Here is a 13,364-nt window from a genome sequence, read left to right as displayed (position 1 = left end):
TATTAATTTACATTATAAACTTAGAGCTGATAGACTTATTGTTATGAACTCTATTCATAACATCTGCAAATAAATTTGCACAAGTAATCACTCTAATTTTTTCACTTTCTTGTTTTAGAGGAATAGAATCAGTAACGATTAATTCTTCTAGTTTAGAGTTTTTTAATTTTTCGTAAGCGTTTCCAGAAAGAATAGGATGTGTACAAATTGCTCTTACACTTTTTGCGCCTCTTTCTATCATTAGGTCTGCAGCCTTAGTTAGTGTTCCTGCAGTATCTACCATATCATCTACTAGTACAACATTTTTACCTGTTACATCTCCAATCAATTCCATATGAGAAATTACATTGGCTTTAGCACGTTGCTTATAGCAGATTACTACATCACTTTGTAACGCTTTAGAATATGCATATGCTCTTTTAGAACCACCCATATCCGGAGAAGCTATAGTAAGATCGTCCAGGTTTAGCGATTGTAAGTATGGTAAAAATATAGTGGATGCAAATAAGTGATCTACAGGTTTCTCGAAAAACCCTTGAATCTGATCTGCATGCAAATCCATAGTTATGATTCTTGTTGCGCCTGCAGTTTCCAGCATTTTTGCAATTAATTTTGCTGCAATGGGAACTCTTGGTTTATCTTTTCTGTCTTGACGTGCCCATCCGTAATATGGTAATACTGCCGTAATATGTCTTGCTGAAGCTCTTTTTGCTGCATCCAACATTAATAACATTTCCATTAAATGGTCAGAACTAGGATGTGTTGATCCAATTATAAAGACTCTAGATCCTCTTACAGACTCTTCAAAAGAAGGTTGAAACTCGCCATCACTATATGTTGATGTAATTACATTACCTAATTTTGCCCCATACGCGGATACTATCTTTTCTGCTAGTTCTGTACTTTGGTTACACGCAAAAAATTTTGCTTCTGTAATTGAATTAGGCATAAGGTAAATTGTTGTTTTGTAATGAGTTAAAACTTATTTTCTAAAAACAAGGTGCAAATTTAAAAATTTATTTCTACTCTTACCCTTATTTTATTACTTATTTAATGGATGTGATCAATTATTTTTTTAATTTTGCCGTCCGATTTACTTATGAAAGCTCAAGTGGTGGAATTGGTAGACACGTTGGATTCAAAATCCAATGTCGCAAGACGTGCGGGTTCGATTCCCGCCTTGAGTACAATATAAATAACTCTTTGATTTTCAAAGGATTATTTTGTTTTTGATCGTTTCTTGTCTTCTGTGTGAATAGTTTAATTTGCTGCTGGTTTCAACATAGTTTCAACATTTTGATAAAATAGAGTAGGAATGAAATATTTTTAATAAAGAATGTTAACCCTTGCTATTACTGAGTTTGTTTGACTAAATAAAGGAAACCCCTGGTTTGTTTTGAACCAATGGAGGAATACATTGAAAAAAAAGAGATTTATCGAATATTGAAAAAGAAAAATATTTCTATCGTAATAATTTTCCATCTCTTTTATTTATTTCCAATATTAGATAATAATAAAATTGGTTTAATATATGACTAAGTAAATTCGAACAAGAAAAAAATATTGAGCATATATTTAATCCAACATTCTGTTCGACTTAACTAATTTTTTATTTTGGTCTATGGTAAATTCTGCTACTTCAAAACCTCCAGCACCAGAAAAGATATAATTCCTGAATTTTAAACTATCAATTTTAGGATATTTATTGATAATATACTCATTAATGTTAATGGCAAGAGACTGCATTTCATTCATTGATAAATTATCGTGTGCTACATCTATAAAATAAAACGAAGCGGAGAGGTCGTCATAGTCTGATTCTATAGTATTAAATTTATATTTGGAATTAACGTCATTTATCACTTTTGTGTAAAATTTAAAATTTTCACTACATCCAGAAACTATGATTGTGATAAAAAAGAAATAAAATATATTTCTAGACATAATTAATAAGTTTAAAATTGAAATCAAAAATAATATTATCTAGATAGATAAAGCAAAGATTTACTAATAGAATAAGTTTGAACTTTTAATTTTGTTAGTGGGTTTAATATTTTTTACCCTATTTAAATGAATAAGCTTTTACACTTAAGTTTTATTTCTTTTGCATTGTCTATTATGCTATCTAATTCTAGAATTTCTCCATGAATAACAATAGTATTATTGTAAGAGTTATATCCTCTATGACAAGATTCCATTCCTAATGAACGTAAGGATGGATTCATAGCAAAATCAGTATAAGAGTCGATATTTTTGTCCTCAAAAAAATCACTTATCAATTCATCATAGTGTTCAAATTTATTTCTGAACTTCCTGCTTTTCAAAACACAATTAGAATCAACTTTCAGGAGCTTCCTAAGTTCTTTACCTCTTTCTGCATATTTACTTTGTGGCCAGAGAATTTTGGAAATGTTACTTGTCGAAATTAAAATAGATTGAATAGCTGACCATACTCCAATATAATCAGATGCTACTGCCGATTTTTTTAAACGCTCATAAGCATGTGATACAATATCAGCGTGGAAAAATATTTCTGATATAAAAGCGCCTTCTTGAATTAGTTTCATGTTTTTTTGACAAATTTATTTTCAAACTACGCAGTCATTTTACGCAATTAAATTTTATTTGTATCATAATTCTATAGAGATCGTTTTATTGAACTTTATTATTCCATAAATTTTTGACTTCAGAATTGTATTTATCTTCATATTCTAGGTTAATCTTTGTTTGCATTGCCCAAATATTAATGAATAAATTCATATCATCTTTAGGTATTTCTTTTAGTCCCTTCAATGGGGTTTCTTCACTAAAAGTTCTAATATATTCTAACCTAGAATTGTAGATTTTATAACCTAATTTATTTTGGTAAGTTGCTATATCCTCGTCTGACATAAAATCTGGAAATCTTTTAAGATCTTCTAATATAATTGACAAATCATCTTTACGCTTTTTATTCAGACTATTTTCTATAGCTTCTTTAGTTTTTTGATCCATATTTATAGTATCAGTTTAATATTTATATCAACGAAACTAAGCAATCCCCATGTATTAACATAAAGTATTAAAATTGAGTTATATAAAATATGTTTTTATCAAAAGAAATTTAATATTAAAATAGATTTAACGAATCGTTTTATTGAACTTTAATTTCAATTATATTGGATTTATTCCAGCAAAGATCATCTGACAATATAAGTAAGCCTTTATAATATTCTGCTTCTATTCTATTACCACCTAAATGCCTGTACTCAATTGATTTAATTTTTAAATCCATTTTCAGCTTCTCCAAATTATCTTTAGCGGACACCCCCTCTTCTTTTATCCAATCTATAAGCTGTATTAACACCCCCGTTTTTAGTTTTATTTTATTTAGATCAATTCTCCGCAACAATTCCAATAAAACGTCATAAATTTCTTCAATAGGAACTTTTATCTGTATAATGTCTTTAATAATATTATACACCAGATCAAATTCATATTTGTTGTTCTGGGCTATCTGAATTGAGTTCATCGAATCAATGATGGTTAAAGAATTAGAATTATATAAAATAGTGCAGTTATTTTTCTCTGCTATAATTCTGATATTTTTCTTTATTTTTTGATCCATACGATAGGTTTTTAAATCTTTAAAACAAAAATATCATGCTTGTACGCAACCTTTTTACGTAGTAATTAAGTACTTCCTACAAGATTGCAATATCTATCGTTTATCTAAACTTTTAAATTTTCAATATATTCATCTAATTTTCTCATAATATTGGTAATATCTTCTTGTAATAATTCTTCGGAAGTTTTATCATAAACAAAAAACACTTGTTCCTCACTATCAAAATATAAGTCTAAAAAGCCATGGTGATTATGATTATCCAAAAACTCCTTTGCAATACACATTATATAAGCTTCAGGAGAAGGCCAATTATCTTTACTATGATGGACATCGTTTTTATACGGTATTAAATCCGTACTTATTTTATTTCTCATCGTATTTTTATACTATGACTTAGAAAAGGACTTTTACACAGGAGCCATTGTTACTTGCTGGCTTTTTTTCCTTTTAATTCAAAATTCAAATTTATGGTAAAATCTCTCTTATTGTTATTCGAGAAGTCGTTAAAAACCCAACCTTTAGTTTTATCAAAATGTCGAAATGTTTTCCAAAAGTTTTTATATTCAATTTCTTCTAAAAAGTTTTTATCATCTTGGCTGCATAAAGGAATTATGAAAGCAAATATTTTACAAGTGAAATAGAATTCTCCTATAGCAAATGGAATCTCTTTGTCTTCTGTTTTTCGTAAAAAGTAAGTTAATTTGGGCTGCATAGCAAAAGAATGATATGAAGTCATTTCTGCAATTTTTGGTAATCTATCAATTTCTATTTTACCATTTATCCAATCAATAGTTTTTTTGAAATGTTTCAAATGTTTTTTGTCAATTATTGAAAGGTAATATTTACACAGAGCTTTGTATATATTTTGAGATATAATTGGTTGCTCTGCTTCTAATTTTATATTGTAATCCTCATCATTTTTAATAGGTCTATCATCTTCACTTTGAAACGACAATTCAACATTTCCGTTATTTTTTAAATCGAAGTTTTTTCCTTTAAATTTTTTAGAACCACCTTTTCCTTTTCCTCTATTTTTTCCTTTTACATCATATATTGTTCTAAAAAGGGATAAGTATTGAACTATATCAGATTCAATAGTTTCACTAAATCTCTTATTACATTCATCACATTCTTCATATAGTACAATTGTCTTGTTACCAAGCGCTTCGGATATCGCATGAGCTTTGCTGTCAAATGTGGTTAAATCACTTTTCCTATCACAAAATCTGCAAGTTCTGTGTAATTTATTTTTTTCTCCTATTTCTACTCTTTTATCGCCAACACCTCCTAAAGTATAGTTATCCATTAAATCTCCGAATAGTTCTGTCGTTTGACTATTAAGTTCTTCAAAATCTAATCCTTCTTTTAATGCTCGCAGGTAATCTCTTAATTTAGTGCTTTCTGCAAGTTCCATTTTAATATTTGGAAGGAAAAAGAAAGAGTCGTCATCTTTTAGTTTGTTGAAAAAAGCTTTTAAAGCATTTAATTGTGGTAGTTTTTCACAGTATTTAGACACGAAATTGCTTATCTCTACTTTGTTTTCAAGCGAGTTGTTTTGTAACGAGATAATTAATGGTCTGTCATTTTCGTCTACTGTAGCAAATATTGATATAATATCGTAAACAAATTCTTCGACTTCGTTTTCATTGGGCGATTTTAATTCAAATCCAATTGTGTCTTCTAATGCTATAAATTTTATTTGATAACTGTACATTTTTTTCGATTGCATGTAACGTTATATGATTACTAGTAACTATATATGCTTAATACTCGAAATATAGTTACCTAATTCTATCGTTTAATTTAACTTCATAATTCATTCTTTAACTCTTCAAACACTTTTTCCACGTCATTTAGTTTGCTTTCAACGTCCCAAACATTTGATTGCCAATCTTCCCAACTAAAATCATCTATTTCACTTCTTAGATCATTTATTTCGCTTTCCATTTCTGAGCTATACTCTCCAATACTTGAAAGTTTATCATTAGCTTCTTCCAATTCGTATTGACAATTTTCTAGCTCAGATCCAATGTCATCAAGTTCAGATTGTAATCTTTTTAACTCCTCTTGATTACAGCCAATTATTGAAAATGACAGAAAAAATAATATTAAAAAAGCGATATTCTTCATCGTATTATTGAACTTTAGTTAGCTTTTTTATTTTCTCGAACTATATCAACCAATTTAGACCAGCTGGTATAAGAAGAATCTACTTTCACAAATCCGATACTGTCAGCCTTATTTTCTAGTAGCCATAAAAGTTCTGTGGAAATTTCATTTGTTAGATAGCTTTTATCAGTTAATACATAAGAAGGTATTTTTTTGTAATCCTTTACAATTTCTGCATATTGCTCCATCTTTGAAAAAGACACTTCTTCACTACCTTTAAAAACTCCATTTGCGGCCATAAGAAAAAGTCTAGCTTTTGAACTATCCATTTTTACCCTATATTTTGTTATACTACCTTGCTTAAAGTCTGCAAGATCCATTTTCATTGCCAACTGACTGTCCTTGGTGTGACTGGCTTGATAAACAATAAATGCAGCGCCAATATCTTTCTTATATTGTTTCAATGCAAAATTATTTCTGTATTCAGGAATTAAGCTTCCAATCTCATCTATATTTTCTTTATTAAATCCAGTATTAGCAATAAGAGTAGACATTTCTGTTTTGATACTAATCAATTGTATTCCTATAAAACCTAGGTAGGCTATTAGAGCGGTTACCAGTATCTCCGTTATACCTGGTCCTTTTTTAAACCAAGATCTTTTTGGAATATTATTATTGTTATTCTCCATCGTTATATTTAGACTTTAGTTTGTGATTTTGTTAATTAAATGATATAATTCATTAATCCATTTTTGAGGAATTTTAAAATCATATTTAACCCATTTTTGAATAATTCCTTTAGGAGACTTTATTTCTCTTTCAAGTGATCTATAGTTAAAAAATCTTTCGTTTTCCATTAACCATTTTTTCACCATTGGATTGAAGTCACTCATCGTCTATTTGATCTTTTATATTCTATATGTTTTAAAAACAAGTTCACTTACGTTTGGAATCGCATCTAAACCTTCCCCTTTAGAACTTCCAACAAACTCATACAAATTTTCTAAATCCTGATCATCAACTTTCACTTTTAACTCAGCAAAAGCTGCAAGAATACCTGCTGCAAACATTGAGTAGTTATTTGAATGCATAACATGTCCTTGGATATCTTTCAAAACGATCTCAATACATTCATTATGGTGAATTTTGGACAATCCATAATTTAATCCTTGAATTACCATTGTTTTCCACACCAAATCAAATTTACCTTGGATCCTATTTGGATATTCTTTGATCAATGACTCCCAGGAGCATTGATCAGATACAAATGATTCAGATTCTTCAGATGTTTTGCTCACTGTATGTACTAATGAATATAATCCAAATCCATTTTTATGTCTCTTATATTTTGTTATGTTGACCAAATCAATCGTTTTATTGAACTTTTATTCTGTTGTTATAAGTATTTTCCATTGCAGAGCAAGGTGTTATCTTGTAATGAACCACTACTAAGCTGATTTATTTTTTCCACACTAATTCTTTTTCAATAACTTCTCTAATTTCAGTCCTTATTTGCTTTGGAGCTTTAATAATATATTCCTTTGCTTTCACTTTTTTATCACTAGGTAGATTTTTAAGGTAATTCAGTACATTATTGGGATTGAATTCCTTGTTCAATTTATCCTTAAATTTCACTCCCAAATCTGTCCAAATTACAGCATCAAGTTTCTTTTCCATTGCCCATTTAGTAATTACTTCTGAGATTCCTTCATATTTACTGGACTTGGTACTATTAATTAAACTCACAAATCCAATTCTTTCAACTGAGGGTGTTTCTTCTCTTTTTTGTAAATTAATCCTTGCCTCTTCTAAATTATCTAAATCCATTAATGTCCATAGAACTTGAACAGCTTTTGAATTAGGTTTAATAACCAATGTTAGCCTTCCATTATTTGAAATTCTTGCAAACTCAATTGGTAGCATTGGTCCATCTTCATTCCAATCTTTATTTATCTTTAATGTTTGAGGGTTCCATATTAACGAGCCCCAAGCGAGAACAGCAATTTTCATTAGTTTATTGAACTTTAATATATAAATTAATAACAGCCATAATACTATCTTCATGATTGACTTCGTCTACAAATTCATCACATGTATATGTAGCTTTTGTGTAATTTTTCTCATTTATACTGATGGTTTCACAACTTAATTTACCATTTTCATTCAACCATTGCTGTGCAGTTTCGAATTCTCTTTGTAATTCTTCCCTTTCTTTATCTATTTTCATCGTTTTATTGAACTTACTTCATTAAAAATAGTGTACATACAGCTTAATTTATAGAATGTTTTCTCAACTATTCGCCTAAGAAGTACTTTTTGTCGATATCAATGAGAAATTGCTCTAACCCCTGATGATTATATTTTTTAATTAACTGTATTTCAAAAAACTTTTCATTTCCATTTATATCAAGATACTTACATTTGCGCATATTGTCCTCCCCTGAACATTCAAGAGTTGATGCCATATGTTTTAACTGTTTTTTTGATTCTTCATCGCCGAGATTCATCACAGATTCTATTGCCATTTTTATGTAAAACCTAGTGTCCTCCGTACTTATATTTTTAATCTCTTCAATATTTAGATTATGAGCATGTTGTATAAACTCCTGTGTTTTTGCTTCTTCTTTGCTTGTGCAACTTATAAAAGGAAGTGCAAAGACTATATATAAAATGTATTTTATATTCATGGCTTAATTTTTTTCTATGATTTTCTTCATATCTGAACTGATATCGTTCGACTTTTTTATGATTTGCGAAACTTCTTCTACAGATGAAGAGAAATTCAGTTCTTCAATAATCTTTAATTCTTGTAAATAATGTTCTGCTGTTAATTTAGAGTCGGTTAGGTCATTAAATATTTTAGACAAGCTATTTTCACCTAAACCGATTGTTCCAGATTTGTGTTGGACATATAATGTTAGAATCGCAGCAATTAGAGTTAGGCAGCCAATAATAATTTTTACTGATTCACCATGTTTTTCTTGAAGGAAAACCATGATCGAAGCTCCCGTTATTGCGATAACTATTTGACTTATAAACTGAACGCTATTTAAAAGTTTTAAACGAGATTTTACTTTTGGAAGAAATTCTGCTGACTTTTGTATGATAAGATTTAAGCCTGTTTTACACACTTTAGTCCGAATTTTTAATTCCTTGATTTCATCTTCACTTGCCTCATCTTCTCCCATTATAATCCCAGGTTTTAAAAACTTTTCATATTCAGGAAATTCTTCTTGAATGGAAGATAATTCAGATTGACTATATGCATTTAAAAGTCCAACAATTTCATTAATTGGTGCATGTTGATTAACTTTAATCTGTCCCATTTTTTTATCTATTTATTATTTGGCTTTACTTGTCTTGGTCTTCATTTTCCGATAAGGCATAAACAACTAACCCCGTAATTCCTATCCCAGCAATAACAGCAACACCAGCTTCTCTGTTTTCTCTATGTAATTTAGCTTCTAAGTAACCTCTATTTTGAAAAGGTATATCATCAATTATTATCTTAAAATCATTTCCAGCCAAATCTTTTAGCATATCCATGATTGATGAGTTTTTTTCTACAGCAGGTTTAAGTCTGTTAAGTGCATCGATGGAGTTAAATTTGTTTCCAATTCCAGTAATGTTTTGACTTAATCCTGAATTACAACCCATAGGAAAGATATTAACATCAAGGTCATCTCCCAGTTTTTTCAAATCTTCTAAACCTATAGTAAATGACCTTCCATTACCTAAGGATGTAACAAATTTTTCACCCTCTATATGCCCCAAGACAATTACGGATTTTTTCTTATTAGTTTTTAATTTTTTAACTAGATTTCGTAAAGAGAGTAAATCAAAAGTGGTGTGATTTTGTGGAAAGTTTTGTTTTAATACTTTATTAGTCGCATTGTCTTTTACTAATGAGATTATTTCTACTTCTTCTTGAAGGTATTTCCTACTATTCAACCTTTTTTTTATGAAATCAATTGAATTTTTATTAGAGAATTTAACATAAAGATTAGGTTCTAAAATAAATACTCTTATTAATCTACCATTAGCATCTTTAATTTTTTTTGTATTAAAAACCTTCCCTTTTGAAGAATAGAAAACCCCCTTTTCATAATCCGATTTAATACGAAAAATTAATTTGTTAAATCCATTTGAATCTATTCCGTTTACACTAGCATAATTGATTAACTTTTTTTCGAAACTTTTTTTGTCAAAACCTAGATGCTTTAAGTGCTTTTCGAGTTCTGACCGACTTGATTTGTCTAATCCTTTAATGTTTTTTTTGAGTTTAATTTTTCGTGGTCCATTAAAAATTTTAGCTCCTCTATCATTTATAACAATTAAATTTTTAGTAGTCTTAAAATTTAGTAATTTAGGATATTCACTTAAGAGAAATTTTTCAGAAGCAAAATATTTGATGTTTTTTGAAGCATTTTGCAAAGCTTCTGATTCTATCCAACTGATTCGCCTTGTATATACAAGATTTTGTAAAAGCTCCTGCATTGTCAGATTACTCCTTAAGATTTCGTCCAAACTATAAAATATTTTGGTTGGGTGAGAGAAACCTTCAGAGATATAATTGGAGTGCAGATATATAAACTCTTCTGAATTAACTTTTTTAATGTCGATGTAGATTTCAGTTTTATTTACTGTTGATGTATTTCTACCGATTAAATTGTCTGCCTTTTTATATAGTTCGTCAGTATCGGCTACTCTTTCGGCCCTACATATAACACCATTTTGCGCAAATGTTAAAGAAACTTGTAATAGTAGGGCTATAATGATAAATACTTTTCTCATGATTAATTGTTTTTGAAGAAAATCTTAAAACTCTATTTATAATTTAAAGTGCGTTGACATTTTATATGATATGTTTTTAATAATTGTTTATTTGAACTTCATTTTAACGACATTTTTTATAACTAGTAGCTAATTTCTATTCACAAACTTTTGTTTTATGTCTATCTTCTTATATAATTTAAAACCGCGATTTAGTTATACACAACTTTGTTAGCAATAGTTATTTTATAGATAAAAAGAACAAATTTTGTACTTCAAAAAATGGAAGTAATGGATTATTATCATATCTATTTTCTAAATACAATTCATCTAATCCTTTGCCTCCTCCAAACCATACATAGTCGGGAAAGTATGCCGAAAAAAGGTTTGTTGTCTCAGAGTCTTTTTTCCAATCACCTTCTATAATTTCATCGTTTCCATTCACTTCTAAGGTATAATTGTATACCCATTTACCTACATATTTTTTATTCTCAATTTCGGTACTTGTGTACGAATTCATTTCATCAAATCCAATTTCTCCGAGCAAATAGAGAACGGTCCTAATAGTGATTGTTTTATTAGTGTTTTCCTGATGGTTTTCTTCTTTTATTATTTTTCGTTCATATCCTACAATTGTTTCGTTCCATTTTTCTTCGCCTTTTTTGATGTCCATAAAAAAGGGCCTTTTGTTATACCCTAGCATATATCTTAGCAAAATGTCGAATTGACCTGCATCTGGTTTGCGCTTATTGTTTTCTCCTAATGACGCATAATATTCAGTATAATAATATACGGCGCCTCCTAGAGCTTTTAAATCAGCCTTATCAAATCTTATAAATATATTATCAGGAGATTTACTTTTTACTGTAACACTATGCTTTGGTTCAGGTAACATTGCACCAGCTAATCTAATACCATTACAAAAGCCTTCCCAACTCTCGACATTACTTCGTTCAGGTCCTCTTCTAGTCAATTCATTTTTGGTAATTGCAAAATCTTTGTTCCCCATATAAATATCCATTTTTTCACTTGGAGATAGTTTTGAGATTTCATCTTGACTCATTTTTTTTACTTCATCCCAAGTTAGAAGTGAGTTACTTTTTGGATGATAAGTGTCAGAAATTTGCCATCTTGTCGCAATTCCGCCATTTAAAAGTGGCATGTAATACCCTCCCCAGGGAACGTAACTCCCTTTAGGGTAGTAATTATTTACACCGTAATTGTAATTTAAAAATTTATTGTCTAACTTATCTATAATTGGTGAGTTTATAAGAAAAGTTTTTACCCAACAAAAATCAGATTCAGATCCATTTAATTCATTACAGTTCTGACTAAAACTTATTTTAGTTATAGTTAATAGAATGACAAAAATGATTTTTTTCATAAGCTTAGGATATTATTTTTTTCTCTCTAAAACAAAACCCCATATTCCGAAGAATTCTTCGGAATATGGGGTGATTTATAATTTTTACGTTGTTCCTAAATTAGTAAAACAAAGTCAAAAAAACTACTTTTTCCCTCAACTTTTTATGTGTTTATTGTAATATACATTATTTATATGCTGATTTTTTCACAAAAATAGAGGTCTTCAAATTACATTTCTAAGACAAGATACTTACATATACATATCCTAACAATTTGAGTTCATTTAAGTGTTGTTTGGTAAACTTATAAAATGAACCGCTTTATTGAACCTGACAGGTTTTATTCACTGGTTTCTAAACAAAAGTTTAATAAAACCACCATTTTAAAAGACTTTAATTTCGCTTAATTAGTATCATTAGCCATACAGTCATTAAGATTTGTTATAACTACTCCAGGTCTTCGTTTCGGAGTCGTATTCGTATAATAGCATTTTTTCCTGAAATCTTTTGGGAGTAAAATGGAAACAACCATATTTTCGGATTAATCCAAATAGCACTTTTTTGATATAATAATCGTCTTTTGACATATAAGGAATGCCATTAAGCATAAAAATGCCCGTACTCATTTCGGCTCTTCCTTTTTCGTTAGACAATACTATCAGATTTAGATTAACTAATTTCCGGTTGGTTCTTTATTGGTTCTAATCTCATAATTTTCCTTCTTCAGCAAATGAATAGAAGCTCTCTTTGGTAAGAATGATATGATCCAACAATTGTATGTCTAGTAATTCTCCAGTTCTTCTTTTAATCTTAGAAGTTATCCGAATCCGAAGTACTAGGTTTTAAAGCTCCAGATGGATGATTGTGAGCAATAATAATACTTGTTGCCAAACTTTTCAAAGCAACAGAAAATAGAATCCGGATATCTACAACACTTCCTTTGATACCACCAACAGAATGTGTATGATATCCTAGCACTTTGTTGCTATTGTCTATATACAAAACGAAGAATTGTTCTCTAACTTCGATAGTATTTTTTGTGTAAAATTTGGATACAGTCGCAGCTACATCTTTTGCGGAACCTATTTTACCAGTAATCTTCCTTTTTCGTAAAAAAGTGATGCTAATCTCCGGAATAGGAATAACGTTAGTAGATCCTTTTAAACCATCTAATCCACTGATGATGTAAGGGTGATTTTTTGAAGTAGCTCCAAGAGTACGCTTGCTCGATTTTAATTCTTTGGACGCTCTTTTGATTGCATTGGTCCATTTTTCTCCTTTTTTACGGATTTGTTTGGCTCGTTTGTTGATTTGGGAAACCGTGCTTACCTTTTTTCTTTTTGTTCGAGGCATTACCTTGTTCTTTTAAAAGATAATGATAGGAATCTGAAAGATGTTGGTTTCGGGTTGGGTTTTAATCCTGTTTTATTTAAGGTAGTAAATCAACTTGTTTTTGATTTTTTAACTTTCAAAGATGCTTTTTAATATCAAAAAAAATAATAATTACGTAC

Annotated in this window: 18 protein-coding genes, 1 tRNA gene and 1 pseudogene; 1 reads left to right on the top strand and 19 read right to left on the bottom strand. The window is 29.5% G+C overall.

Annotated features, from left to right (window positions below; all coding sequences use genetic code 11):
• Nucleotides 1-7 precede the first annotated feature (7 nt).
• Nucleotides 8-949: a ribose-phosphate pyrophosphokinase gene (locus tag Q0829_RS09360; RefSeq protein WP_298541906.1), complete on the bottom strand. Its 942-nt coding sequence runs from the start codon at nt 947-949 to the stop codon at nt 8-10.
• A gap of 156 nt (nt 950-1,105) precedes the next feature.
• Here Q0829_RS09360 and Q0829_RS09355 point away from each other — a divergent pair.
• Nucleotides 1,106-1,187, top strand: a tRNA-Leu gene (locus Q0829_RS09355).
• Between the two features lie 388 nt (nt 1,188-1,575).
• Here Q0829_RS09355 and Q0829_RS09350 read toward each other — a convergent pair.
• The 18 genes and pseudogenes from Q0829_RS09350 to Q0829_RS09265 form a co-directional block, all read right to left on the bottom strand.
• Nucleotides 1,576-1,944: a hypothetical protein gene (locus Q0829_RS09350; protein WP_298541905.1), complete on the bottom strand. Its 369-nt coding sequence runs from the start codon at nt 1,942-1,944 to the stop codon at nt 1,576-1,578.
• Nucleotides 1,945-2,066: 122 nt separating this feature from the next.
• Nucleotides 2,067-2,567, bottom strand: coding sequence for a hypothetical protein (locus tag Q0829_RS09345; RefSeq protein WP_298541904.1), 501 nt, complete (start codon nt 2,565-2,567; stop codon nt 2,067-2,069).
• A gap of 85 nt (nt 2,568-2,652) precedes the next feature.
• Nucleotides 2,653-2,994, bottom strand: coding sequence for a hypothetical protein (locus tag Q0829_RS09340; RefSeq protein ID WP_298541903.1), 342 nt, complete (start codon nt 2,992-2,994; stop codon nt 2,653-2,655).
• 139 nt (nt 2,995-3,133) lie between these two features.
• Complete coding sequence (locus Q0829_RS09335; RefSeq protein ID WP_298541902.1) at nt 3,134-3,607, bottom strand: hypothetical protein; 474 nt, start codon at nt 3,605-3,607, stop codon at nt 3,134-3,136.
• Nucleotides 3,608-3,711: 104 nt separating this feature from the next.
• Nucleotides 3,712-3,981, bottom strand: a complete 270-nt coding sequence (locus tag Q0829_RS09330; protein WP_298541901.1) for a hypothetical protein — start codon at nt 3,979-3,981, stop codon at nt 3,712-3,714.
• A gap of 50 nt (nt 3,982-4,031) precedes the next feature.
• A complete protein-coding gene (locus Q0829_RS09325; protein WP_298541900.1) occupies nt 4,032-5,321 on the bottom strand; it encodes an HNH endonuclease in 1,290 nt (429 codons plus the stop codon).
• Between the two features lie 95 nt (nt 5,322-5,416).
• Nucleotides 5,417-5,737, bottom strand: a complete 321-nt coding sequence (locus tag Q0829_RS09320) for a hypothetical protein (protein ID WP_298541899.1) — start codon at nt 5,735-5,737, stop codon at nt 5,417-5,419.
• 14 nt (nt 5,738-5,751) lie between these two features.
• Nucleotides 5,752-6,405 (bottom strand): hypothetical protein, encoded by a 654-nt coding sequence (locus Q0829_RS09315; protein WP_298541898.1) that lies wholly within the window; start codon nt 6,403-6,405, stop codon nt 5,752-5,754.
• A 15-nt stretch (nt 6,406-6,420) separates the two neighbouring features.
• Nucleotides 6,421-6,573: a hypothetical protein gene (locus tag Q0829_RS09310; RefSeq protein WP_298541897.1), complete on the bottom strand. Its 153-nt coding sequence runs from the start codon at nt 6,571-6,573 to the stop codon at nt 6,421-6,423.
• Nucleotides 6,574-6,624: 51 nt separating this feature from the next.
• On the bottom strand, nt 6,625-7,080 hold the full coding sequence (locus Q0829_RS09305; RefSeq protein ID WP_298541896.1) for a hypothetical protein: 456 nt from the start codon (nt 7,078-7,080) through the stop codon (nt 6,625-6,627).
• Nucleotides 7,081-7,174: 94 nt separating this feature from the next.
• The gene (locus tag Q0829_RS09300) at nt 7,175-7,726 is read right to left on the bottom strand and encodes a hypothetical protein (RefSeq protein WP_298541895.1); all 552 of its coding nucleotides are present in this window, start codon (nt 7,724-7,726) and stop codon (nt 7,175-7,177) included.
• Between the two features lie 4 nt (nt 7,727-7,730).
• Entirely contained in the window at nt 7,731-7,943 is a 213-nt protein-coding gene (locus Q0829_RS09295) for a hypothetical protein (RefSeq protein WP_298541894.1), read from the bottom strand.
• Between the two features lie 67 nt (nt 7,944-8,010).
• Complete coding sequence (locus Q0829_RS09290; protein ID WP_298541893.1) at nt 8,011-8,403, bottom strand: hypothetical protein; 393 nt, start codon at nt 8,401-8,403, stop codon at nt 8,011-8,013.
• A gap of 3 nt (nt 8,404-8,406) precedes the next feature.
• A complete protein-coding gene (locus Q0829_RS09285) occupies nt 8,407-9,042 on the bottom strand; it encodes a hypothetical protein (RefSeq protein WP_298541892.1) in 636 nt (211 codons plus the stop codon).
• A 25-nt stretch (nt 9,043-9,067) separates the two neighbouring features.
• A complete protein-coding gene (locus Q0829_RS09280; protein WP_298541891.1) occupies nt 9,068-10,510 on the bottom strand; it encodes a hypothetical protein in 1,443 nt (480 codons plus the stop codon).
• Between the two features lie 220 nt (nt 10,511-10,730).
• Nucleotides 10,731-11,873 (bottom strand): hypothetical protein, encoded by a 1,143-nt coding sequence (locus Q0829_RS09275; protein ID WP_298541890.1) that lies wholly within the window; start codon nt 11,871-11,873, stop codon nt 10,731-10,733.
• 411 nt (nt 11,874-12,284) lie between these two features.
• Complete coding sequence (locus Q0829_RS09270; protein ID WP_298541889.1) at nt 12,285-12,506, bottom strand: hypothetical protein; 222 nt, start codon at nt 12,504-12,506, stop codon at nt 12,285-12,287.
• Between the two features lie 54 nt (nt 12,507-12,560).
• Nucleotides 12,561-13,206, bottom strand: a pseudogene (locus tag Q0829_RS09265) (JAB domain-containing protein).
• Nucleotides 13,207-13,364: the final 158 nt, after the last annotated feature.

This window comes from uncultured Aquimarina sp. (genome assembly GCF_947492405.1).
In the GTDB taxonomy this organism is placed as follows: Bacteria; Bacteroidota; Bacteroidia; order Flavobacteriales; family Flavobacteriaceae; genus Aquimarina.
This window is presented reverse-complemented; position numbering and strand designations above follow the sequence as displayed.